At 54.9% G+C, this 25,013-nt stretch carries 18 protein-coding genes; 11 read left to right on the top strand and 7 right to left on the bottom strand.

The genetic code is table 11. The annotated features are described in order from the left end of the window. Positions 1-41: 41 nt before the first annotated feature. The gene (rdgC, locus tag OOJ59_RS01040; RefSeq protein WP_003021479.1) at positions 42-953 is read right to left on the bottom strand and encodes a recombination-associated protein RdgC; all 912 of its coding nucleotides are present in this window, start codon (positions 951-953) and stop codon (positions 42-44) included. A gap of 91 nt (positions 954-1,044) precedes the next feature. Here rdgC and mak point away from each other — a divergent pair, with 91 nt between their 5' ends. Further along, positions 1,045-1,953, top strand: a complete 909-nt coding sequence (mak, locus tag OOJ59_RS01045) for a fructokinase (RefSeq protein WP_137351097.1) — start codon at positions 1,045-1,047, stop codon at positions 1,951-1,953. 6 nt (positions 1,954-1,959) lie between these two features. Here mak and araJ read toward each other — a convergent pair whose 3' ends face one another. The 3 genes from araJ to sbcD form a co-directional block, all read right to left on the bottom strand. Beyond that, a complete protein-coding gene (araJ, locus tag OOJ59_RS01050) occupies positions 1,960-3,129 on the bottom strand; it encodes an MFS transporter AraJ (RefSeq protein ID WP_038643051.1) in 1,170 nt (389 codons plus the stop codon). Positions 3,130-3,293: 164 nt separating this feature from the next. Then, positions 3,294-6,443 (bottom strand): exonuclease subunit SbcC, encoded by a 3,150-nt coding sequence (gene sbcC, locus OOJ59_RS01055; RefSeq protein ID WP_160955588.1) that lies wholly within the window; start codon positions 6,441-6,443, stop codon positions 3,294-3,296. Further along, the gene (gene sbcD / locus OOJ59_RS01060) at positions 6,440-7,642 is read right to left on the bottom strand and encodes an exonuclease subunit SbcD (RefSeq protein WP_160955587.1); all 1,203 of its coding nucleotides are present in this window, start codon (positions 7,640-7,642) and stop codon (positions 6,440-6,442) included. Before sbcD ends, sbcC begins: the two co-directional genes overlap by 4 nt. Positions 7,643-7,832: 190 nt before the next feature. Here sbcD and phoB point away from each other — a divergent pair, with 190 nt between their 5' ends. The 5 genes from phoB (at position 7,833) to malZ (ending at position 14,994) form a co-directional block, all read left to right on the top strand. Further along, the gene (gene phoB, locus OOJ59_RS01065) at positions 7,833-8,522 is read left to right on the top strand and encodes a phosphate response regulator transcription factor PhoB (protein WP_003021496.1); all 690 of its coding nucleotides are present in this window, start codon (positions 7,833-7,835) and stop codon (positions 8,520-8,522) included. Between the two features lie 50 nt (positions 8,523-8,572). Further along, complete coding sequence (gene phoR / locus OOJ59_RS01070; RefSeq protein ID WP_069323942.1) at positions 8,573-9,868, top strand: phosphate regulon sensor histidine kinase PhoR; 1,296 nt, start codon at positions 8,573-8,575, stop codon at positions 9,866-9,868. 404 nt (positions 9,869-10,272) lie between these two features. Next, positions 10,273-11,592, top strand: a complete 1,320-nt coding sequence (gene brnQ / locus OOJ59_RS01075) for a branched-chain amino acid transporter carrier protein BrnQ (protein ID WP_038638153.1) — start codon at positions 10,273-10,275, stop codon at positions 11,590-11,592. Positions 11,593-11,671: 79 nt separating this feature from the next. Continuing rightward, the gene (gene proY / locus OOJ59_RS01080) at positions 11,672-13,045 is read left to right on the top strand and encodes a proline-specific permease ProY (RefSeq protein ID WP_038638156.1); all 1,374 of its coding nucleotides are present in this window, start codon (positions 11,672-11,674) and stop codon (positions 13,043-13,045) included. A gap of 134 nt (positions 13,046-13,179) precedes the next feature. Beyond that, a complete protein-coding gene (gene malZ / locus OOJ59_RS01085; RefSeq protein WP_150344729.1) occupies positions 13,180-14,994 on the top strand; it encodes a maltodextrin glucosidase in 1,815 nt (604 codons plus the stop codon). On the opposite strand, the gene OOJ59_RS01090 is transcribed toward malZ, so the two are convergent. Continuing rightward, positions 14,988-15,890, bottom strand: a complete 903-nt coding sequence (locus OOJ59_RS01090) for a LysR family transcriptional regulator (protein WP_085047650.1) — start codon at positions 15,888-15,890, stop codon at positions 14,988-14,990. The genes malZ and OOJ59_RS01090 overlap by 7 nt on opposite strands. A gap of 273 nt (positions 15,891-16,163) precedes the next feature. Here OOJ59_RS01090 and OOJ59_RS01095 point away from each other — a divergent pair, with 273 nt between their 5' ends. From OOJ59_RS01095 to OOJ59_RS01115, 5 genes are all read left to right on the top strand, one after another. Further along, the gene (locus OOJ59_RS01095; protein ID WP_003021513.1) at positions 16,164-16,805 is read left to right on the top strand and encodes a hydrolase; all 642 of its coding nucleotides are present in this window, start codon (positions 16,164-16,166) and stop codon (positions 16,803-16,805) included. A 173-nt stretch (positions 16,806-16,978) separates the two neighbouring features. Continuing rightward, complete coding sequence (locus OOJ59_RS01100; protein WP_038638169.1) at positions 16,979-17,524, top strand: antibiotic biosynthesis monooxygenase; 546 nt, start codon at positions 16,979-16,981, stop codon at positions 17,522-17,524. Between the two features lie 21 nt (positions 17,525-17,545). Then, positions 17,546-19,414: an amidohydrolase gene (locus OOJ59_RS01105; RefSeq protein WP_137346917.1), complete on the top strand. Its 1,869-nt coding sequence runs from the start codon at positions 17,546-17,548 to the stop codon at positions 19,412-19,414. Positions 19,415-19,550: 136 nt separating this feature from the next. Continuing rightward, the gene (locus OOJ59_RS01110; protein WP_160955586.1) at positions 19,551-22,172 is read left to right on the top strand and encodes a DUF2339 domain-containing protein; all 2,622 of its coding nucleotides are present in this window, start codon (positions 19,551-19,553) and stop codon (positions 22,170-22,172) included. Next, on the top strand, positions 22,169-23,566 hold the full coding sequence (locus OOJ59_RS01115; protein WP_121528675.1) for a DUF3999 domain-containing protein: 1,398 nt from the start codon (positions 22,169-22,171) through the stop codon (positions 23,564-23,566). The genes OOJ59_RS01110 and OOJ59_RS01115 overlap by 4 nt, the downstream gene beginning before the upstream one ends. A 48-nt stretch (positions 23,567-23,614) precedes the next feature. Here OOJ59_RS01115 and OOJ59_RS01120 read toward each other — a convergent pair whose 3' ends face one another. Together OOJ59_RS01120 and acpH are read right to left on the bottom strand one after the other, a co-directional pair. Beyond that, complete coding sequence (locus OOJ59_RS01120; protein WP_003021524.1) at positions 23,615-24,217, bottom strand: peroxiredoxin; 603 nt, start codon at positions 24,215-24,217, stop codon at positions 23,615-23,617. 168 nt (positions 24,218-24,385) lie between these two features. Continuing rightward, positions 24,386-24,967, bottom strand: coding sequence for an ACP phosphodiesterase (gene acpH, locus OOJ59_RS01125; protein ID WP_268063315.1), 582 nt, complete (start codon positions 24,965-24,967; stop codon positions 24,386-24,388). Positions 24,968-25,013 lie beyond the last annotated feature (46 nt).

A 25,013-nucleotide genomic window follows, 5' to 3' on the forward strand; every position in this document is an offset into this window, starting at 1 on the left:
TGACGAATGGCGACATTGAGCCGCCATTCGGTAAACACGGCTTAACGTTGCGCTTCGCCGCCTAATCCTTCTACCAGACTTTTAATCAGCGCCGCCAGTTCGCCCGTCATCAGGATGAAATCGGCATCAAAACGCTGAGCGTAGTCCTCGCGGTCAATATCTTCGTTCTGATCGCGCAATTCGTCGCTAAACTTCAGACGCTTAATCGAGCCGTCGTCACACATAACGAACTGAATGCGCTGCTGCCAGTCGAGCGCCAGCTTGGTGACCAGTTTGCCCGCTTCGATATGTACGGCGATTTCGTCGCAGACCAGATCCTGTTTTTTCGCGCGGATCACGCCGCCGTCTTCAAGGATCGCTTTCAGTTCTGCTTCATCCAGCAACTGGAAGCCCTGCGCCGTTGTGCCGGAGCGAACCCATTCGGTTAGCGTCAGCTCAATAGGGTTTTCCATCGTCAGCGGAACGACCGGCAGCGAGCCGAGGCTCTTACGCAGCAGCGCCAGCGTATCTTCCGCTTTCTTCGCGCTCGCACAATCAACCATGATCAGATCGTTAACGGTGTCAATCCACATCATCGTTTGGCTGAAGCGGCTAAAGGCGCGCGGCAGCAATGAGTGCAGAACTTCATCTTTCAGCGAGTCTTTTTCGGTCTTCTTAAGCTTGCGACCTTGCTCAGCTTCCAGTTTGAATATTTTGGCTTCCAGCGCCTGTTTGATAACCGGCGACGGCAGAATTTTTTCTTCTTTGCGGGCGCAGATAATAATTTGGCCATTGGCGGTATGCGTTAATGCATCGCTGTGCGATCCCATCGGCGGAACCCAGCCCATTTTTGCCATATCCTGGCTACCGCAAGGGGTGAACGTCATTGATGCCAGCTGTTTTTCCATCTCTTCGGCACGCAAAGAAACATCGCGGCTAAGACGGTAAACCATTAAATTTTTGAACCACAGCATGATAATTTCCACGGCCTTGTCGTTAAATCCAGCGGGCATGATAGCGAATTGTCGCTATGCTTGCATTGTTAATCGGGAAGAGGAGCAAACAGTGCGTATAGGTATCGATTTGGGCGGTACAAAAACGGAAGTTATTGCGCTTGGCGATGCAGGCGAGCAGCTTTTTCGCCATCGCCTGCCCACACCACGTGAGGATTATCAGCAAACGATAGAAACCATTACCGCGCTGGTGGAGATGGCGGAGCAGGCTACCGGGCAAACGGGAACCGTGGGGATGGGGATCCCTGGTTCAATTTCGCCTTACACTGGGGTAGTCAAGAATGCCAACTCAACCTGGCTTAACGGGCAACCCTTTGATAAAGACTTAAGTATGCGTTTGAACCGTGAAGTGCGCCTGGCGAATGATGCCAATTGCCTGGCGGTTTCTGAAGCGGTGGATGGCGCGGCGGCAGGGGCGCAAACCGTATTTGCGGTAATTATTGGCACCGGATGCGGCGCGGGTGTGGCGTTGAATGGTCGGGCGCACACGGGGGGCAACGGTACCGCGGGCGAGTGGGGGCATAATCCGCTGCCGTGGATGGACGAAGATGAGCTGCGTTATCGCCAGGAAGTACCCTGCTATTGCGGCAAGCAAGGCTGCATTGAAACCTTTATTTCCGGGACCGGTTTTGCCACCGACTACCAGCGTCTGAGCGGTAAGTCGCTCAAGGGCAGCGACATTATCGATCTGGTTAACGTGCGGGATGCTGTGGCGGAGCAGGCATTGAGCCGCTATGAGCTGCGTCTGGCAAAATCGCTGGCGCATGTGGTGAATATTCTCGATCCGGACGTCATTGTACTGGGTGGGGGAATGAGTAATGTCGACAGGCTATATCAAAACGTTCCCACGTTGATGAAGCAATTTGTCTTTGGCGGCGAGTGTGAAACGCCCCTACGCAAGGCGCTGCATGGTGACTCCAGCGGCGTACGCGGTGCGGCCTGGCTGTGGCCGCAGGCGTAATCTGTTTTACGTCGCGGCTGCAACTTGTTGCACGCCGCGCTTCAGGTAGCCGTAAATCAGCAGCGATGACATGGCGGAGAACGACAGCAACGCAGCCGGCAGCGTCACATAGTTGTAGGCAAAGCCCAGCGTCAGCATCATACCGCCGCACCAGGCGCCAATTGCGCTACCGAGGTTAAAGGCAATTTGCCCGCCTGCCGCGCCCAGTAGTTCACCTCCTTTGGCATTTTGCAGCAGCAAAATTTGCAGCGGCGCCGATAGGGCGAACAGGCCCGCGCAGCAAATAAAGGCGAAGGTCAGCGATGCGGCTTTGATACCGCCAAAAACAAAAAGCAGCAGCAGAACCAGCACAATGATGAAGTCGGTTATTACCGCAATGCGCAGCGGCGTATAGCGGCCAGAAAGCCGACCGCTCAACAGATTCCCTAATACCATCCCCAATCCCACCAGCATCATGATGAAGGTCATCAGCGCTTCGGAAAAGCCGGAGATGTACATCATGTACGGTTTGACGTAGCTGAACCAGGCGAAAACCCCGGCGTTGCCAAACATGGTGGCGGAAAAGATCAGCCACGGGGCGGGGCTTTTCAAAAAATGAAATTGCTCGCGCAGATTCCCTTTCGCTTCATCGCTGATGTTGGGCACCCAAAAAGCTATCGAGACAATAACGGCGATATTAAAGACGGCAATCAGCAGGAACGTATAGCGCCAGCTAAATTCCTGGCTCAGCCAGGTACCGACGGGAATGCCAATCAGATTGGCAACGGTCATCCCTGAAACCATGCCCGCGACGGCGGCGGTGACTTTTCCTGGGCGCGCCAGCTTCGACAGAATAATAGCTCCAACGCCAAAAAATGCGCCGTGCGGGAAGCCGGAAACCAGCCTGCCCACCGCCAACATAAAATACGAGGAGGAAAGGGTGAAGATGGCGTTGCCAATCACGCACAGCGTGACCAGAAACAGCAGAATATGCTTAAGCGAAAAGCGGCTGGAAAAGAGCGCAATAATCGGCGCGCCCAGCACTACGCCAAAGGCGTAAAACGAAATCATATGGCCAGCGGCCGGGATAGAAATGCCCACGTCCCGCGCCAGCTCGGTGAGTACCCCCATGATGCCGAACTCGGCCATGCCCAGCCCAAATGTCCCCAGCGCTAAAGAGAAAACGACTTTTTTCATACCACCTGCCAACAAGAAAGACGCCGGATGTGCGTCATAGCGGCGAACGTTCGCCGCCAACAGAGATAGCTTGCGGATAAGCGAAGTGGAATGCCATTTCATATCCGTCTTTGAGTATGCAATATTGTGCTACATATTGTGCCGGATAGCTCCGGCCTGGAGATTTATGCTGATCCCACCGCAAACAGCTTGTCGAGTTTGCTGTAGCCCAGCCCGTTGATTTTTTTAACCTTGATCTGCACCGGAATGCGTTCTTTCATCGCTTCAACGTGGCTTATCACTCCAATGGTTTTGCCGGTGGCGTTCAGCGCATCGAGCGCGTCCAGCGCGGTATCCAGCGTTTCGCTGTCCAGCGTGCCGAAACCTTCATCGAGGAATAGGGAGTCAATTCGCGTTTTGTGGCTGACCAAATCGGATAACGCCAGCGCCAGCGCCAGACTCACGAGGAAGCTCTCGCCGCCGGAAAGCGTACGGGTGTCGCGCACGGCATCGGCCTGCCAGGTATCAACCACTTCCAGCTCTAGCGCTTCGCTGGCCTTACGCTGTAACAGATAGCGACCATGCAGACGAGTGAGTTGGTTGTTGGCAAGCCACACCAGGTTATCGAGTGTCAGTCCCTGGGCAAACTTGCGGAATTTATCTCCCTCTTTCGAGCCGATTAGCGCATTCAGATAGCCCCAGTCTTCAACCTGCTGCGTGACGTTTTCAATCTCCTGCATCAGCGCCTGCTGCTGCTGGCGATGTTCAGTATCCTGTTTCAGCTGCTGGCGAATTTCGCCCTGACGCGTGGTATTTTCCCGTAGCTGCTGGGTGAGCTGCGCCAGCGCGTCGCGAAGCTGTTGTGCCGAGAGCGTGAGATCCGCCCCGGTTGGCAACTGCTGGTGATGGCTCGCCAGCGCCTGCTGAGCCTGATTAAGCAGCGTTTGTGCCTGCTGCTGCTGCTTTTCCAGCGATTGCTTTAACTGCTCCAGACGGCTAAAGGTTTCTTCATCCAGCAGTGCGGCAACAAAGGCTTCACGATCGGCAAAGATGCTGGCCTGCAGTGCGGCATCAAACTGTGCCTGAATTTCTGCGGCGCGCTGTAGGTCCTGCGCCTCCTGCTGTTGCAAGGTTTGCCACTGGCCTTGTAAAGACAGGCAATCGTCATGCACCTGTCGCCAGTTTTCCAGCGACAGATTCTCAGTACTTGCAGACAGCGTATCGCTCTCAGGCAGCGTTTCCAGCAACGGCGTGAGCTGAGCTATTCGCGCCTGTAACTCGGTGAGTTCGTTCTGGCGCTGCTGCCACATTTGCGCTTCTCTCGCCCGCTCACTCAGCCACGAATTAGCGTCATCTGCAGCAGGAAGGGACAGTCCATGGCGGGCCAGCTCGGCTGTTAATGTCGCCTGGCGCTGGTCAATTTGCTGCTGGAGCTGGGTAATCTGCTCGGTATACGCCGTGATTTGCGCCTGCAGGGTATGACGCAGGCTCAACTGGTGAAGTTGTTGTTCGTATTCTTCCTGGGCGGCAAGCCACGGGGCGATATCATCCTGCGGTTGCAGCGTCACGTTAAGGCTGGTAGTGACTGTCTGCCACTCTTGAGTAAGCGCTTGCTCCTCTTGAGAAAGCGTCTGTGCTTCACGCTCATCGCGCTGGAGTTGCTGGGTTATGGCCTCAAGCTGACCGCGTAACGTTGAACCCTCATCGGCCAGGGTTTTAACCTCTTTTTCCAGTGCTTCACGTCGTGCCTGATTAACACTCAGTTCGAGCGTTTGATAGCGCTCAATCGCCGGATGCGTGGTGGAGCCGCACAGCGGACAAGGCATGCCGGATTGCAATAATGCCCGCTGGCTTTCCAAATCTTTGATGCGGGCTTCCTGCTCGCAAATGATCCTCATATCGGCAAGCTGCTGATTTTTATCTTTATAGCGCTGACGTTTTTCGGCAAGCACCGCGTTGCGCTGCGTTAGCTCTTGCTGACGTTGCACCAGCGTCGCGCGTAACTGCGCCAGCTGCTTTTGCTTCGGGGCGATTTGCCCATGCAGATTGCTCAGACGCTGGCGTAACGGACGGAGCTGCACATGTTGCGCCAGCGCCGCCGTGACCTCCTGCGGTGAAAGAGTCAGCGTGGGAAGCGCCAGCGCATCCAGTTTACGCGTGTCGTTTTCCCGTAACTGCTGCCACTGGTGTAGCTGGGCGCTGGCGTCGGAGTGTTGCGCCAGCAGGGCCTTCCACCCAGCCAGTTCGCTGCCCCACAAGCGGAAGCGATCGTGTTCGTTCAGCCAGTCGATTAACGTCTGCTGTCCAGCGAGCAAGGCGGTCGACTGCGTGTGCGCCTGCTGACGGATGCGCTCGCGCAGCGCTAAGCTGCTTTGTAAGCGAGTATTCACTTCCTGAATATTCTGCCGCGTACGCGCTATCGTAGCCGTTTGTTCCTGGATTCGCTCCCAGTGCGGGCGTAACGCTCTGGCCGGTTGTGCCAGACTCAGCGCCGCCAGCTGTGGCTGCGCGTCTTCTTGCGCCTGTTTAGCGGCCTGTAACGCCTGTTGGTGACGGTTGATTTCTGCCTGTAGCTCATTTTGCCGAATGAGCCAGTTGAGATGCTGTTGCTGAGTCTGCTGGCTTGCAAGGTATTGTTTTTCCTCGTCAGTAAGTACCTGCAAACTCTCTGTCAAGGACTGCACCTGCTCCGCAGCGAGCAGAGCCACGCCGTTTGCCTGCGCCTGCAGTTTTTCCAGCTCTGTACGCGCTGCTTTATGCTTTTCAAACACCATGGCGGAAATTTGGCCGTAGATCTCAGTTCCCGTCAGCTCTTCCAGCAGTTCGGCACGCTCTTTCGGTTTGGCATTGAGAAATGCGGCAAATTGCCCCTGAGACAGCAGCATCGAACGGGTGAAACGACCATAATCCAGGCCGGTAAGTTCGGCGGTCATTTCCAACTTGTCTTTGACTTTGTCGGCGAGGATTTTACCGTCGGCGCAGCGGGCAAGTTCTACGCGCGGAGCCTGTAGGTTGCCTTCAGGCTGATTGCGCGCGCGGTTCTGGCTCCAGAATGCGCGATAGGCTTCGCCCCGGACTTCGAACTCGACCTCGGCCAGACACTCGGCGGTGTCGCGGGTCATCAGATCGTTTTGCGACTGAGACACGGTATTGAGCCGCGGCGTTTCGTGATACAGCGCGAGACAAATGGCGTCCAGCAGGGTGGTTTTTCCCGCGCCCGTTGGACCCGTGATGGCGAACAGCCCATTGCTGGCAAAGGGCTCTGCCGTGAAATCGACTTTCCATTCTCCTTTCAGAGAATTGAGGTTTTTCAAACGCAGGCTGAGAATTTTCATGCTTCGGTCTCCCCGGCAAGCGTGTGTAAGGTGGTGCTAAACAGTTGATTCAGGCGCTCGCGTTGCGATTCTTCGAGTTCTTCCAGCGCCAGGCGACGGGCAAAAACGTCCGTCACGCTCAGCTCGCTTAGCGTTTCACGTCGTTCATTCGCCATAATACGTTCGCGCTGTTCCCGGCTACGGCGCACCAATAACACCTCTACCGGTAAATCTTCGGTTAATGCCTGAATCTTACGCTGCATGTCGTGCAGATAGTCATCGGTGGTGATTTCGATATCTAACCAGACTGGCGGTTCCAGCTGCACACCGCGCCACTGCTCTAGTTGGGCGGTAATCGCGGCTAAATCACCTTTCAGCACCGCCAACGGCTGGGTGACCGGTACGGTGAGGTGTTCAACAGCGCTCAGCTTGCCGTTTTCGAAGCTCACCAGATGGACGCATTTGCTTTTGCCGCACTCGTCAAAACTGAGCGCAATTGGCGAACCGCAGTAGCGAATATGCTCTGTTCCGCCGATAACCTGCGCCCGGTGAATATGTCCCAGCGCGATGTAATCGGCTGGTGGAAAGTTTTGCGCCGGAAAGGCGTCCAGCGTGCCAATATAAATGTCACGTACAGCGTCACTTTTACTGGCGCCCACGGTGGTCAGATGCCCGGTCGCAATGATGGGTAGATTCTGGTCGCCGCGCAGCGTACAGGCGTCATGATATTGCTGTTGGTAATAGTCGGTGATAGCCGATAGCAAATGCTGCTGTTTCTCTTGTCCCGTTAGCCCGGCCTGGCTGGTAATGATGTCACGCGGGCGTAAAAAAGGCACCGGACACAGGATCGCGCCCGGCGTGCCGTCGCGTTGAGACAGCACCTGCGGCGCATGGCCAGCGCTGGCGATCACTGTGGTGTTGAGAAACGCCAGAATATCGCGGGATTCGTTGAGCGTGGCGACGGAGTCATGGTTGCCGGCCAGTACCACCAGATGACAGCCGGTTTGCTGCAGATTAACGACAAAACGGTTATACAGCTCACGGGCATAGCTTGGCGGTGAGCCGGTATCGAAAATATCGCCCGCCACAATAATGGCATCCACCTGCTGGGATTGTGCCGTTTCCAGCAGCCAGTCGAGAAAGGCCTGATGTTCAGCGGCGCGGCTCTTGCTGTAGAAATTTTGGCCCAGATGCCAGTCAGACGTGTGAAGGATGCGCATAAGAGTTCCATGACGATAAAACAGTGGCGGGGATTATAACCCTGCAAGGACGGTAATATCTTGTTTAAGGGCTGTCATAATTCGCGGGGCTGCGTTAAACCTGGACTATCTTTTCATAAATCTGTCATAAAACTGACGCATAATGGCACCGTATTGATGGCAAACGATTTAATTATAAACAGGGCAAATCATGGCGAGACGTATTCTGGTCGTAGAAGATGAAGCTCCAATTCGTGAAATGGTCTGCTTCGTGCTCGAGCAAAACGGTTTTCAACCCGTAGAAGCCGAAGACTATGACAGTGCTGTGAACCAACTCAATGAACCCTGGCCGGATCTCGTCTTGCTTGACTGGATGCTACCCGGCGGCTCGGGCCTACAGTTTATTAAACATCTCAAGCGCGAAGCGATGACGCGGGATATTCCCGTGATGATGCTGACGGCGAGGGGAGAAGAGGAAGATCGCGTCCGGGGTCTGGAAACTGGCGCGGATGATTATATTACCAAGCCGTTTTCTCCCAAGGAGCTGGTGGCGCGTATTAAAGCTGTTCTGCGTCGTATTTCCCCCATGGCGGTGGAAGAGGTTATTGAGATGCAGGGGCTGAGCCTTGACCCAACCTCGCATCGCGTGATGACCGGCGAGGATCCATTGGATATGGGGCCGACAGAATTCAAACTGTTGCACTTCTTTATGACCCACCCTGAACGCGTCTATAGCCGTGAGCAATTACTCAATCATGTCTGGGGTACCAATGTGTACGTGGAAGACAGGACAGTGGATGTGCATATCCGCCGCTTGCGTAAAGCGCTGGAGCACAGTGGACACGATCGTATGGTGCAGACAGTTCGTGGGACGGGATATCGTTTTTCGACCCGCTTCTGACTGACATGAATAGGGGCCTGACGGATTAGGCTGTTAATGGAGTAAGACGTTTGCTAGAACGATTGTCATGGAAAAGGCTGGTACTGGAGCTGATCCTCTGCTGCATACCGGCGTTTATCCTTAGCGCTTTTTTTGGTTACCTGCCCTGGTTTTTGCTGGCGTCGGTAACCGGCCTGCTTGTCTGGCATTTCTGGAATTTATTACGCTTGTCCTGGTGGTTATGGGTCGACAGAAGCATGACCCCGCCGCCGGGGCGCGGAAGTTGGGAGCCGTTGCTGTATGGGCTGCATCAAATGCAACTGCGCAACAAAAAGCGCCGTCGGGAACTGGGTAATCTGATTAAACGTTTTCGCAGTGGGGCGGAATCGCTACCCGACGCGGTGGTGTTGACGACTGAAGAGGGCGGCATTTTCTGGTGTAACGGCCTGGCCCAGCAGGTTCTGGGACTGCGCTGGCCGGACGATAGCGGGCAAAATATACTTAACCTGCTGCGCTACCCGGAATTCACGCAATATCTGAAAACGCGTGATTTTAGTCGGCCAATCAATCTGGTGCTCAATACCGGACGGCATCTGGAGATTCGCGTGATGCCCTATACCGATAAGCAATTGCTGATGGTTGCGCGCGATGTTACCCAGATGCACCAACTGGAAGGTTCGCGGCGTAACTTTTTCGCCAACGCCAGCCATGAGTTGCGTACGCCGCTGACGGTGCTACAAGGTTATCTGGAAATGATGCAGGAGCATCCGCTGGAAGGAACGACGCGTGAAAAAGCGCTGCATACCATGCGTGAGCAAACGTACCGCATGGAAGGGCTGGTGAAGCAGTTGCTGACGTTGTCGAAAATAGAGGCCGCGCCAGCGCTACTGCTTAATGAGAAGGTGGACGTGCCGATGATGCTGCGCGTGGTTGAACACGAGGCGCACACGCTGAGTCAGAATAATCATACGTTTACTTTTGATATTGATAGCCACCTGAGCGTGCGGGGAAATGAGGAGCAACTGCGTAGCGCGATTTCGAATCTTGTGTATAACGCGGTGAACCATACCCCCGCGGGTACGCACATCACCGTGCGCTGGCAGCATGTTGCCTCCGGGGCGGAATTTAGCGTCGAGGACAATGGGCCTGGTATTGCTGCGGAGCATATTCCTCGCTTGACCGAACGCTTCTATCGCGTGGACAAAGCGCGATCCCGACAAACGGGCGGGAGTGGACTGGGTCTGGCCATCGTGAAACATGCTCTGCAACATCACGATAGCCGCCTGAATATCGAAAGTACGCCAGGCAAAGGGACGCGATTTAGTTTCGTCATCCCGGAACGTTTAATGGCCAAAAGTAACGATTAACCCGTATTCGTAAGATAATCTTTCCAAAAGCCAGCGCGAGCTGGTTTTTTTATGTGGTCAATAGTTACATCCTGAATTTTGCGACGTTTGATTGTTTTTTGTTCGAACTATTACCCATACCTTTTTCCATGAAATGGTTTTTTGTGCTAACTGCATTTTTCATATCGCTATATTGTTCTGGTTTTTGGATCCCACCTTGCTTTAAAACGTTATAAGCGTTTAAATTGCGCTCCAGATGCTGTCATACCGACTGCATTTACGCGGTAAATCGAAAAACTATTCTTCGCCGCGCCAGGTCGGGAGTGTTTCCCGCTGGAATTGAGCAAAAATGCCGCTGTATTGTCCCCCAGGGAAAGGCAAAAATTTATTATTTTCAACACCACATCCACAGGCAGTAAGACTTTATGACCCATCAGTTAAAATCGCGCGATATTATCGCTTTGGGATTTATGACATTTGCACTGTTCGTTGGTGCAGGTAACATCATCTTCCCCCCAATGGTTGGTTTGCAGGCAGGCGAACACGTCTGGACTGCGGCTTTTGGCTTTTTGATTACCGCCGTTGGTTTGCCGGTACTTACCGTTGTCGCGCTGGCGAAAGTCGGTGGCGGTGTGGACAGCCTGAGTACGCCTATCGGTAAGGTTGCTGGATTACTGCTGGCTACCGTCTGCTATCTGGCGGTTGGTCCATTGTTCGCGACGCCGCGTACCGCAACGGTCTCTTTCGAAGTCGGGATTGCGCCGCTGACCGGTGACTCTGCGCTGCCGCTGTTCATCTACAGCGTGGTCTATTTTGCGATTGTTATTTTGGTGTCGCTGTATCCAGGCAAACTGCTGGATACCGTCGGCAACTTCCTTGCTCCGCTGAAAATCCTTGCGCTGGTGGTACTGTCTGTCGCCGCGATTGTCTGGCCGGCAGGCCCGATCAGCAATGCGATGGAAGCCTATCAAACCGCAGCATTTTCGAATGGTTTCGTAAATGGTTATCTGACCATGGATACGCTGGGCGCGATGGTATTTGGTATTGTTATTGTTAACGCCGCCCGCTCGCGTGGCGTTACCGAGTCGCGTCTGCTGACCCGTTACACCGTTTGGGCTGGTTTGATGGCGGGTGTGGGCTTAACGCTGCTGTACCTTGCGTTGTTCCGTCTGGGCTCCGATAGCGCAATTCTGGTCGATCAGTCAGCTAACGGCGCGGCGATTCTGCATGCGTATGTTCAGCACACCTTTGGCGGCGCAGGAAGCTTCCTGCTGGCGGCGCTGATTTTCATCGCCTGTCTGGTGACTGCGGTTGGCCTGACCTGCGCGTGCGCAGAGTTCTTTGCCCAGTACGTTCCACTGTCTTATCGTACGCTGGTATTTATCCTCGGCGGCTTCTCAATGGTGGTCTCTAACCTGGGGCTGAGCCATCTGATTCAGATCTCTATTCCGGTGCTGACGGCTATCTATCCGCCATGTATCGCACTGGTTGTATTAAGTTTTACCCGCTCATGGTGGCATAATTCTTCCCGCGTCATTGCACCTGCGATGTTTATCAGCCTGATTTTTGGTATCCTTGATGGCATTAAAGCTTCTGCAATTGGCGACGTGTTACCGGCCTGGACCCAGCGTTTACCGCTGGCGGAACAAGGGCTGGCGTGGTTGATGCCAACAGTCGTGATGGTGATCCTGGCAATTATCTGGGATCGCGCCGCGGGTCGACAAGTGACCTCCAGCGCGCACTAATCACTGACAATAAGTTTTAACCACGGGGCTATTAATATGGCCCCGTGGTTTTTTTATTGTGTTAACAGGTTAGGAATCGATGGAAAGTAATAACAAGCTAAAGCGTGGGCTGAGCACCCGGCACATTCGCTTTATGGCATTAGGTTCGGCAATTGGCACCGGGCTGTTTTACGGCTCTGCCGACGCGATCAAAATGGCGGGGCCGAGCGTGTTGCTGGCCTATATTATCGGTGGCGCTGCAGCATATATCATCATGCGCGCGCTGGGCGAAATGTCTGTGCATAATCCTGCAGCCAGCTCTTTCTCGCGCTATGCGCAGGAAAATCTCGGGCCGTTGGCGGGTTACATTACCGGCTGGACCTACTGTTTTGAAATCCTGATTGTCGCTATTGCCGACGTTACTGCCTTCGGCATTTACATGGGGGTCTGGTTCCCGGCGGTCCCGCACTGGATATGGGTACTCAGCGTGGTGCTGATTATTTGCGCCATCAACCTGATGAGCGTGAAGGTGTTTGGCGAGCTGGAGTTCTGGTTCTCGTTCTTTAAAGTCGCCACTATTATCATCATGATTGTCGCCGGGTTCGGCATCATCATTTGGGGCATTGGCAACGGCGGTCAACCTACCGGTATCCATAACCTGTGGAGTAACGGCGGCTTCTTTAGCAACGGCTGGCTCGGCATGGTGATGTCGCTACAAATGGTGATGTTCGCTTACGGCGGGATAGAGATTATCGGTATTACTGCAGGTGAAGCGAAAGACCCGGAAAAATCTATTCCGCGTGCTATCAATTCCGTACCGATGCGTATCCTGGTATTTTACGTGGGGACGCTGTTCGTCATTATGTCTATTTACCCGTGGAACCAGGTTGGCACCGACGGGAGTCCGTTCGTCCTGACGTTCCAGCATATGGGCATTACCTTTGCCGCCGGGATCCTCAACTTTGTCGTACTGACCGCATCGCTGTCGGCTATCAACTCTGACGTCTTCGGCGTGGGGCGTATGCTGCACGGTATGGCGGAGCAGGGCAGTGCGCCAAAAATGTTCGCCAAGACGTCGCGTCGCGGTGTGCCATGGGTCACGGTGATGGTGATGACTATCGCGCTGCTGTTTGCGGTTTATCTTAACTACATCATGCCGGAAAACGTCTTCCTGGTGATCGCCTCACTGGCGACCTTCGCCACGGTGTGGGTGTGGATTATGATCCTGCTGTCGCAGATTGCCTTCCGCCGCCGTCTGCCGCCGGAAGAGGTCAAGGCGCTGAAATTTAAAGTACCAGGTGGGGTAACAACCACCGTTGTTGGCCTGATTTTCCTCGTCTTTATCATCGCGCTTATCGGCTACCATCCGGATACCCGCATTTCACTGTATGTTGGTTTCGCGTGGATTGCCCTGCTGCTGGTGGGGTGGGTATTTAAACGCCGCCGCGAGCGTCAACTGGCTGAAGCACAGTAATTTTTTGCCGGGTAACGCGTCGCCCGGCAATTTTCTCCTCCCCCGAACTCCTCCCCTAATAAACGTTAAGATGATGAGTGATCCTGCTCTTTGCTATGGCAAGGTGGCTTCATTTTCATCAAAGGGGATACGTGATGTTGAACGCCTGGCACCTTCCGGTTGCCCCATTTGTTAAGCAAAACAAAGATCAACTGACAATTACGCTGTGGCTGGCCGGGGAAAATCCACCTCAGCGGGTGACGCTACGCGCAGAAAACGATAACGAAGAGATTTCGCTCTCCATGCACAAGCTGCGCAGCCAGCCGCAGCCGGGCGTAACCGCGTGGCGAGCGGCGATCGATCTTGCCAGTGGCCAGCCTCGTCGGCGCTATAGCTTTAAATTATTGTGGCCCGATCGTCAGCTGTGGTTTACACCGCAGGGATTCAGCCGTTTTCCGCCTGCGCGTCTGGAGCAGTTTGCTGTTGATGTGCCGGATAACGGTCCGCAGTGGGTAGCTGACCAGATTTTCTATCAGATTTTCCCGGATCGCTTTGCCCGCAGCCAGTCGCGTGAGCCGGCTCCAAACGTCTATTACCACCACGCAGCCGGGCATGACATCGTGCGTCGCGAGTGGGATGAACCGCTGACCGCTCAGGCCGGAGGATCGACATTTTATGGCGGCGATTTAGACGGCATCAGTGAAAAGCTGCCGTATCTGAAAACGTTAGGGGTGACGGCGCTGTATCTGAACCCGGTATTTACCGCGCCGAGCGTGCATAAATACGATACCGAAGATTACCGTCATGTTGATCCACAGTTTGGCGGCGACAACGCGCTGCTGCGCTTGCGTCACAACACGCAACAGCAGGGCATGCGTCTGATTCTGGACGGTGTCTTTAACCACAGCGGCGATTCACACCCCTGGTTTGATCGGCATAACCGTGGGACGGATGGGGCGTGTTACAACCCGCACTCCCCCTGGCGTGACTGGTATCATTTCTCTGCCGACGGTGTGGCGCTTGACTGGCTGGGCTATGCCAGCCTACCCAAGCTGGATTTTTGTTCGCAAAGCCTGGTCAATGAGATTTATCGTGGGGAAGACAGTATCGTTCGTCACTGGCTGAAAGCGCCGTGGAGTATGGACGGCTGGCGTCTTGATGTCGTGCATATGCTGGGAGAGGGCGGCGGGGCGCGCAACAACCTGCACCATGTGGCGGGGATTACGCAGGCGGCAAAAGAAACCCAGCCTGAAGCGTATGTTGTGGGTGAACATTTTGGTGATGCGCGCCAGTGGTTGCAGGCGGATGCAGAAGATGCCGCCATGAACTATCGCGGTTTTACTTTCCCCATCTGGGGATTTCTGGCCAATACGGATATCTCGTACGACCCGCAATCTATTGATGCCCAAACCTGTATGGCGTGGATGGATAACTACCGCGCGGGTCTGTCGCATCAGCAGCAACTGCGGATGTTCAATCAGCTCGACAGCCACGATACCGCCCGTTTTAAATCCTTGCTTGGCAAAGACGTGGCGCGTTTACCGTTGGCGGTGGTATGGCTGTTTACCTGGCCTGGCGTGCCTTGTATTTATTACGGTGACGAGGTGGGTCTGGACGGTAATAACGACCCGTTCTGTCGTAAGCCGTTCCCGTGGCAACCTGAAAAACAGGACACTCATTTGCTTGAGCTGTATCAGCGGCTGGCAAAATTACGCCATCAAAGCCAGGCGCTACGCCATGGCGGTTGTCAGGTGATTTACGCCGAAGATAACGTGGTCGTGTTTATGCGGGTGCTCAACCGCCAGCGCGTGCTGGTGGCGATTAACCGTGGTCAGGCCTGTGAAGTAGTCCTGCCAGCCTCGCCACTACTGCGTGTCGCTCAATGGCAGCACAAAGAGGGTAACGGCCTGCTCGCTGACGATATCCTGACGCTGCCGGCGATCTCCGCCACGGTGTGGATGGGTCATTGATACAAGCGCGCAATCTCCGGGCTCGCCAGCAGCGTTTCTCGCCACCAGCGCTGCGCCAGCCCGTCGCGGCTGTTACGCCATGCCATATAGGCCACATCTTTTTGGCGAAATGAGATGACCGTTTTTTCCACCAGTTCGCCTGTGGCAAGCCACGGGCTGGCAATGTGGCGGGGAAGAAATCCGCAGCCCATGCCGGCTCGCAGTAACATCACCTTACTGTGGAAGTCATCGACGCGAATCTGCGCCTGCTCGTCCATCAGATTGGTTTGCAGCGGATGGCAAAAGCGGGCGCTGTCGCTGATAACAATGGCCCGATGCAGGCACAGCTGTTCGTTTGTCAGGCCATCTGGCGCGGCGGCCAGCGGATGTTCGGGTGCCACGACAAATACATTATCCAGCGTGCCGAGCATTTTGTAGGACCAGGCGGCTGACGTTGGCGGTTCATTAATCGCCCCCAGAATGATGTCTGCGCCATTATGGGTCAGCTCCTCCCAGGAGCCTGCCAGCGTATGGTGGGTAAAACTCAGCCGGGTTTGCTTATTCAGCGCGTGAAATTCATCAATAATGGGCAGCAGCGTGGCGAAAGGGAAAGAGTCATCCAGCGCGATTGCCAGCTCTTTTTCCCAGCCTGAACTCAGCTGTACCGCCTGCTTTTCGAGATCTTTGGCCGCACTCAGCAGCAAACGTCCCTTTTCCAGCATCATCAGCCCGGTGTCGGTAAATTTCGCCCGGTGCCCGGAGCGGTCAAGCAGCTCAATATTCAAATCGCTTTCCAGCTTCTGAATCATATAGCTGAGTGCCGCAGGGGTTTTAAACAGCGATTCGGCTGCTGCGGCAAATGAACCCTGTTTGTCGAGTGCGTCGAGGATTAGCAAAACATCCAGATTGATGCGCATAAGCAGAAAATATCCTGAAAAATAAACTCCTCTGTTGTACCGAATGAAGAAAAACAATGCCAGTGAATAAATTAGATGAGTCATGCGCATTTTTTTGATGTTGTTTAGGATATATCGCAACACAGAATTAATAGTTTCACAGGATGGTTAGTTTTCTTTAATAACTCGTTAGAAATTTCCCGCTATACTCAACAAGCTTTCTGATTCAGGATCCTGCTGCTGACGGCAGATACAGACCGTTGCCTTTTAACTTATTGATTAAGAAGGTGTGTTATGTCTATTCGGGAACTGATTGACCCTCAAAACTCTACGCTGATTTTTATTGATCATCAGCCGCAAATGTCATTTGGTGTGGCAAATATTGATCGCCAGACTTTGAAAAATAATACTGTGGCATTAGCGAAAGCCGGCAAGATATTTAATGTTCCAGTGATTTATACCTCTGTGGAAACAAAAAGTTTTAGCGGCTATATCTGGCCGGAATTGTTAGCGGTTCACCCCGATGTGAAGCCTATTGAACGCACGTCTATGAACTCCTGGGAAGATGCGGCGTTTGTGAAAGCCGTGGAAGCGACCGGGCGCAAAAAATTGATTATCTCCGCGCTGTGGACCGAAGTCTGCCTGACCTTCCCGGCGCTGATGGCGCTGGAAGCGGGTTATGAAGTGTATGTGGTGACCGACACGTCCGGCGGCACGTCTGTGGATGCCCACGAGCGTTCTATTGACCGGATGGTGCAGGCGGGCGCAGTCCCCGTAACCTGGCAACAAGTTCTTCTTGAGTACCAGCGTGACTGGTCCCGCAAAGAAACCTACGACGCCGTAATGGATTTGGTGCGCGAACATAGCGGCGCCTACGGTATGGGCGTGGATTACGCCTATACCATGGTGCATGGCGCGCCGGAACGTAAAGCCTAAATACACTTCATCCTTCATGCTGCATCTTTGTTGGCTTCGCTTGCGTACCCCGGTCACTTACTGATGTAAGCTCCCGGGGATCCACAACCTTGCCGCCTCGATGCACCATGAATGATTTTGTGTATTGCTTTCCTGGCCTAAGCGGTCTGTTTCCTCTCAACAAGGAACCCTTCATGGCGCAGAACAAACATGTGACGTTGGTGATTACCCATACCCTGCAGCCTGAGCAGGCGCGGCGGTATGAGCAGTGGCTGGGGAAAATCATGCCGGTGGCCGCCGAGTTTCCCGGTCATCTCGGGGCGAATGTGATTCGCCCTGCGGAGGGCGAGAATCTGTGGAACATTATTATCCGCTTCGACACGCTGGAGCATCTGTACAACTGGACCCAGTCCGATACGCGCCGTGTGCTGGTGGAAGAGATAGCTCCGCTACTGGCAGAAGGTGATAAAACCGAAATTCGTACCGAAGCGGCGTTCTGGTTTACGCCGCCCGCGCCCCATGTACGCCAGCCCAGGCGCTGGAAACAGTTCCTGATAACTCTGCTGGTGATTTTTCCCAGCACTAACCTGGTGCCGTGGTTGACCGGCATTGTGCTGCCTGCAATGAAGGGCTCGTTACTCCTGCATCTTATCAATGATGCGTGTGTGGTTGCGCTGGTGGTCTGGTTCTGGATGCCCATCGTAACCCGTCTGTTTGCCGGATGGCTGAAAAAAGCCTGACCGGTTTCTCAGGAGATTGTTATGTCGCAAACTGCCACACTGATTCTGACTCACGGAAAAATTCATACTCTCGACAGACAAAGCCCACAGGTCGAGGCGGTCGCGATCGCCAACGGGAAGATCCTGGCGACCGGTAACCACGACCGGATCATGAGCTTTGCCGCCGAAGGAACGCAGATTGTCGATCTGCAAGGACATACGGTGATCCCCGGCTTAAATGATTCACACCTGCACCTGATTCGCGGTGGTCTGAATTACAACCTGGAACTGCGTTGGGAAGGCGTACCGTCGCTGGCGGATGCACTACGCATGCTCAAAGAGCAGGCTGACAGAACGCCGTCGCCGCAATGGGTGCGCGTGGTAGGCGGCTGGAGCGAATTCCAGTTTGCCGAACGGCGCATGCCGACTCTGGAAGAACTGAATGAAGCCGCGCCAGATACCCCGGTATTTGTTCTGCATCTGTACGACAGAGCGTTGCTGAATCGCGCGGCGCTGAAAGCCGTGGGCTACACCAAAGCGACGCCGGATCCGGCAGGCGGTGAGATTGTGCGTGATAGCAACGGCAACCCGACCGGAATGCTGATCGCCAAACCCAACGCCATGATCCTTTATTCGACGCTGGCAAAAGGGCCAAAGCTGCCGCTGGAAATGCAGGTCAATTCGACCCGCCAGTTTATGCGCGAGCTGAACCGCCTGGGACTGACCAGCGCCATTGATGCGGGCGGCGGCTTTCAGAACTACCCGGAAGATTACGAGATCATTGAGCAGTTGCACGCCAACAAGCAGATGACGGTGCGCATCGCCTACAACTTGTTTACTCAGCGTCCTAAGCAGGAGCTGGAGGACTTTGAACGCTGGACCGATATGCTCAAGCCCGGACAGGGCACCGATTTCTACCGTGCTAATGGCGCAGGGGAAATGTTGGTCTTCTCGGCCGCTGATTTTGAAGATTTCCTGCAACCACGTCCGGATCTACCGGAAGGTATGGAAGAAGAACTGGAACGCGTGGTTCGCCACCTGGTGGAGCATCGCTGGCCGTTCCGTCTGCATGCCACCTATGATGAATCCATCAGCCGCATGCTGGATGTGTTCGAGAAGGTGAATCGCGATATCCCGTTCAATGGCCTGCACTGGTTCTTCGATCACGCCGAAACGATTACCGAACGCAATATCGAGCGCGTCAAAGCGTTGGGCGGCGGGATAGCGGTTCAGCACCGAATGGCGTTCCAGGGGGAGTATTTTGTCGATCGCTATGGCAAAGACGCGGTCAAGCATACGCCGCCGGTGGCGAAAATGCTGGCGGCTGATGTTCCGGTAGGGCTGGGGACTGACGCCACCCGCGTGGCCAGCTATAACCCGTGGACCGCGCTGTACTGGCTGGTTTCGGGCCGTACCGTTGGTGGTATGGCGATGTATGATGATAACAATCGCCTGCCGCGCGATGTGGCGCTGGAACTGTGGACGGCCGGTAGCGCCTGGTTCTCCAGCGAACAGGGTAAGAAAGGGCGTATCGAGAAAGATCAACTGGCCGACCTGGTGGTGCTGTCTAAAGATTATTTCAGCGTGCCAGAAGAAGAGATCAAAGGCATCGAGTCGGTGATGACTATTGTCGATGGTAAAGTCGTGTACGCAGCCGGGCATTTCACTCCGCTGGCACCGCCAGCCATTCCGGTTGTGCCGGACTGGTCGCCGGTGGTGAAGGTGCCGGGGCACTATCGCTCAGCGCCGCCTGCTGCGGCGAAAATTGGCGCAATGGTACAGATGCACCAGTGCTGTGGTAGTTGCGGCGTACACGGTCATCAGCATGACATCGCGCGTAAGTCGGGGATTCCGGTGTCAGATGACAGGGCTTTCTGGGGCGCGCTGGGTTGTTCCTGTTTTGCGTTTTAATCTCTCATCACAGCCCCTGGCCAAACGCAGGGGCTGATTGGCTTTTCTGAAAAGCGGGTCATAGTGTTAACAGATATGGCACAGCTGCAACAATTTGTGTCATTCTGGTCTGTCTTTACACAGTGAAGGTGGAAACATGGATGAGCTGCTAACCCTTGGCTGCATTGTTTTATTCTTCGCGTTGGTCGTGGTTCCTGGTCTCGCGATCGTGGCATACAAACGCAGTACGGCGGTACGTTCTGAGCTGGCAGCCTTGCGCCGTCGGGTAGAGGAACTTGAGCTGCGCGGTGTAGCGTCAGAGTCTGTGGCACAGGCTGCCGCCGATGCGCCAACGCCTGCGATGGGCAGCGTGGCGCCGGAACCTGACGCTGAGCCGACGCCTGAACCCGTTAACCCGTGGTCTTCACAGCAAAAGCCGGATAAAGCGGCGGTCTCCACGCCCAACGCCCAGCGGCCTTCTGCTTTTGGCGGGGTGATATCATCGCTGGTGCGCTGGTTTATGCAGGGCAACCCGTTGGCAAAGCTCGGTATATTGCTCTTGTTCCTGGGACTTTCTTTCCTGCTGCGTTACACCGTCGAACATTCTCTGTTTCCGCTTGAGCTGCGCCTGGTGGCGGCCGCGCTGTTTGCTATTGTCCTGTTGGCGCTGGGCTGGCGGTTGCGGCATAAGCAACCGGTCTATGCGCTGATCTTACAGGGCGGGGCCACGGGAGCACTCTATCTCACCGTCTTTGGCGCGTTCCGGCTGTGGCAAATGCTGCCAATGACGCTAGCATTTGCGCTGCTGGTGGCGATTTGCGCGGCGAGCGTGGGTCTGGCTATTTTGCAAAAGGCACTCAGCCTGGCGATGCTGGCAAGCCTTGGCGGCTATCTCGCGCCGCTGCTGCTTTCCTCCGGCGGCGGCAGTCATGTCGCGCTTTTCTCTTTCTATCTTCTGCTCTCGGTCGGCATTCTCGCCATTAGCATCTGGCAGCACTGGCGGGAGCTGAATTTGCTCGGCCTGCTGTTTACCTTTGGCGTTGGCGGTTTGTGGGGGCTGGAGGACTATCGACCTGAGTATTACCTGAGCTGCCAACTGTTCCTGATCGCCAACACCATTATTTTTGGCGTGCTGAGCGTGGCGCTGTCGCTTCGTGCGCAGGAAAAAGGCAAGCAGATTATTGATGGCGTGCTGCTGTTTGCCCCTCCGCTGGTAGGTTTTGGCATGCAGTACGCCATTACGCGGCATATGGCATATGGTCCGGCGCTGAGCGCGCTAGGCTACGGTGGTTTCTATCTGGTGTTGGCGACGCTGGCGTTGCGGCGTTCGTCTTCGCTGGGGAGACCGCTGGTATTGGCTGCCCTGGCGCTTGGCGGCGCATTTACTACCCTGGCTATCCCGTTGGCGCTTTCAGCCCGTTGGACGGCGATGGCCTGGTCGCTGGAGGGACTTGGGATCCTCTGGCTGGGTATCCAACAGCAGCAGCGACGCATGAGTTATAGCGGTACGGCGCTGCTCGTGCTGGCCGTGGGCAGCGCGCTATGGGCGCTGGCGAACGGCACAACTGCGCTCTCAGTGATGCTGATATTTGCCGTGCTTAGCCTCAGTTGGCTGGCTGCCGCATGGCTATGGCGCAGCATTCGGATGCAGGGCAGTTGGGGGCTACTCGCTGGCGGTTTGCTTTTCTGGATTACTGCCCTCGTTGCGGTATCGCAGCTCGTCCTGAAGCAGGAGCGGTGGGTGCTGTCTGGCGTGTTGGCATTAATGGCGGTATCGGTCTGGGGCTGGCGTACGATTGCTGGTCGCCTGGCATGGCGGGAGCTTGATGCCAGTAAATGGCTGTTATGGCCGACGATGCTGGTGATGCTGATGTATCAGATCTCCTGGCAGCAGATTTTTGCTGCGGGCTGGCCGAATCTGGCCTGGTGCGCGGCGCTAATTGTTGCAGTGGCGCTGCTCTGGCGTGACGCACAGATATTACCGCCAACGCTTTCCCGGCTGGCGCATTTGTCATTCTTCTGGATGATTGTACTGGCGCTGGCGGTTGAGCTGTTCTGGTTCGCACAGGCGCTACCGTGGGGGAGGGCCGCGTGGGGAAGCGGCCTGATGATGGCGGCTGGCGGGTTGCTGATTTTCCTGGTTTATCAAGCTGTTCAGCGCAAGCTCTGGCCATTTCGTATCTGGCCAGCCTTATATTCTGTGCAGGCGATGGTTCCCGTTGCGCTGGTGCTGGTTGGTCTGCTCGTGTTGACGAATTTACAGGATGGCGTGGTTTATCGTCAGACGTATCTGCCGTTGCTCAACCCGCTGGAAGAGGGTGCAGCTTTTGCCCTGCTAGGGTTGATCGTGTTTTATCGCGCGTCTGAACGCTATTTCCCGGTGCAGCTTTCGGTGTGCCGCCCATGGCCGGTTGTGGCGCTGATGGCGCTCGGCTTTTGGTGGCTTAATGGTTTGTTGCTGCGCGCGTTGTCCTGGTATGGTGAGGTTGCGTGGAATGTACACGCCCTGTGGGATTCGCGGTTGATTCAAACCTGTTTTGCTCTGTTCTGGATGCTAACGGCATTGGTGGTGATGCTGCAGGCAACCCGGCGTCGCTCGCGGCAGGAATGGCTGTGTGGAGCCGTTTTGCTGGGGATAGTCATTATTAAACTGATGCTGGTGGACAGCGCGGGAGGCGGCGGCCTGGCGCGCGCGGTCGCGTTTATTGGCGTCGCCATTCTGGTGCTGATTATCGGGTATTTTTCACCCTTACCGCCCAAAGCTGGAGAAGAAAAATGAAATGGATTAAAGCGGTTCTCTGGAGTGCTCTGTTAGGAGCAACCGGCGCGGCATGGGGCAGTAATACGGTTACGGATGCGCCAGTAGACTACGCGAAGGGCGTGAAGCTCTTAACGCCGGGTTCAGAGCAATGGTATAGCCTGCCTCTGCCTTTAGCGGTGTACCATGAGGCAGTCTGGCCGGATTTACGTGATATCCGGGTGTTCAACCGTCAGGGCGAGGTAGTGCCTTTCACTCTGCTGGCTGAAAAAACGCAGGCAACGTCCCCGAGAACGATTCCTCTGCGCCTTTTTCCGTTTGATTCTACGGTGCAACAGGTGACGCCAAAGCAAGATGATGAAAGACCCGCGGTCCTGCTTCGTGCTAAAAATGGCATCGAAATTCGCTTCGAAAGTGAAAACCTGCAATCCATCGGGCAGAGTTATTTAATCGCCTTGCCAGACGATGTCAAAGAGACGCCATCGCTGTCCCAGTTGCGTTTGAACTGGGATGCGCCAGCGAAAAACTGGCAGGGAACGGCATCGCTTTATTACAGCCGAGATTTACGTGACTGGAGGTTGATTACAGGAAATGCGCCGCTGATGGATCTGACGCATAGCGACGACCGGTTGAAAATGGACACCTTAGGTGTCGATGATTTGCGCATGTCCGCTGGTGGCGTCCCCTGGCTGTTGCTGATTCTTGATTCGCAAAGCCCTGCGTTAAATCTGACCGGCGTGAGTGCGATAACCCGTGAGGAGCCTCCGCTTACCCGGCCTGTTTCGATGGATGCTGAAGCGGAGAGAATTGCCGAAAACCAGGCGATTTGGCGCTGGTCCAGGCCGCAACCGTTGACCTCATTAAAGATTTCACTGGATTACGAAGGCGTATTGCCGGTTGAACTTGAATGGCGCAAGGGAGAAAAAGACGCCTGGCAGCCTTTAACCCGAACGGTTCTCTACAATCTGGAAAATCAGCATTCGGATGATATTCCACTCTCCGGTGAGTTAGTCGAGGCGGTCCGGATGACGACGCTTCAGGCGCGTTTACCCGCCACCTTACCCGTACTGAGAGGGGAGCGCGACAGCTATAAAGTGATTTTTAACGCGCAAGGTCAAAGCCCATTTATTCTGGCATGGGGAAACAAAGCGGCGGAACCCGCGAGCATCAGTCTGGCGATGCTGGTCCCGGAGGCGTTACGTAAGCACAACGATCCTGACAAAATGCCGCAGGCATTGGAGGATGAACGGGTTACTCTGGGCGGTGAGGGTCGGCTGACGGCAACGTCAGTCGCTGAGCAACAAAGCCAGTGGAAAACGCTGTTGGTGTGGGGGGCGTTAATCCTTGGCGTCGCCGTACTGGCGCTGATGGCGTGGCGAATCTGGCGTGAAGTGAAAAAGGGTAATCCGACATAAACCCATAAAAAAGGCCCGCATTGCGGGCCTTTTGTCGATTCATGCCAATTACAGGCTGGAAACGTTCTCGGTCAGGTATTTTGCCACGCCGTCCGGAGACGCGTTCATACCTTCTTTACCTTTTTCCCACTGCGCCGGGCAAACGTCGCCGTGCTCTTCGTGGAACTGCAGCGCGTCAACCATGCGCAGCATTTCGTCGATGTTACGACCCAGCGGCAGATCGTTAACCACCTGGTGACGAACAACGCCGTTAGCGTCGATCAGGAAAGAACCACGCAGAGCAACGCCCGCTTCCGGGTGCTCGATGCCGTAGGCTTTCTGGATTTCGCGTTTGATGTCAGCAACCATTGCGTATTTCACCGCACCGATGCCGCCTTTGTCGACAGGGGTGTTACGCCATGCGTTGTGGACAAATTCAGAGTCGAAAGAAACGCCAACAACTTCAACGCCGCGCTTCTGGAATTCTTCGTAACGTTTGTCGAATGCGATCAGTTCAGACGGGCAAACGAAAGTGAAGTCCATCGGCCAGAAGAACAGAACGGTGGTTTTACCGTTGGTATGCTGTTTGAAGTTGAAGTTTTCAACGATCTCACCGCTACCCAGTACCGCAGCTGCTGTGAAATCCGGAGCCTGACGAGTTACCAGTACCATATAATTCTCCTGCAATGTTAAGGGGTTTTTGGAACGCAACGCGGGCCAGTATAGAGAGTGTTCGTGAATAAGACAAAGAGGCGCTGGCAATCAATGAGACAGGTTTTGTCTATCAATCTTTTACCGGATGGTGGCTAAGGCTTATCCGGCGCGTTATGCGGGCTGCAATCAAAGGGTTTTACGCTGCGCCTGTTCCATCATCTGCGGATAAAACTGCCAGAAACGTTCTTCTAACGCATCATAATGCGTATCCAGGTCATACCATGAGGCGCGCAGGGCATCGAGACGCGGACGGCGGCTGGCCATGCCGTTCAGGACGTTCTGGATAAAATCCATGTCACGATAGCGCTCAAGCCATTTTTCTGACCATATATAGTTGTTTAAGTTAATAAAGCGCGGCGGCGATTCCGGCAAAATTGTGGTCACCTGGGTGCGGGCATAGCGCACGAAGTCCACCAGCGGGAAGTCTGGGGAGATTTCCGCCCAGTGGCGCGACAGAAAGTGATCCCACATCACGTCCAGCGTAATTGGCGCGACGCGGCGCGTTTCGCTACGAAACCACTCTTTGGCTTCACGCACCTGCGGCAGGTTATCGGTCATCACGTCGATACGACGGTGCATTAAGATGCCTTCCACCACCTCAGGCGAAAAATGCGTTTCCGGATTACTCCGGACAAAATCGGCCAGCAGATTGCCGGAAAGCGAGCTGTCGGCAAGATGAGCGAGATGCAAATGTGCAAGAAAATTCATAGTTAAACGTTTATCCAGAGGGGTAAAGGTTGCAGGGAGAACGCCC

Source organism: Citrobacter sp. W9 (assembly GCF_026719375.1).
Taxonomy (GTDB): domain Bacteria; phylum Pseudomonadota; class Gammaproteobacteria; order Enterobacterales; family Enterobacteriaceae; genus Citrobacter; species Citrobacter werkmanii.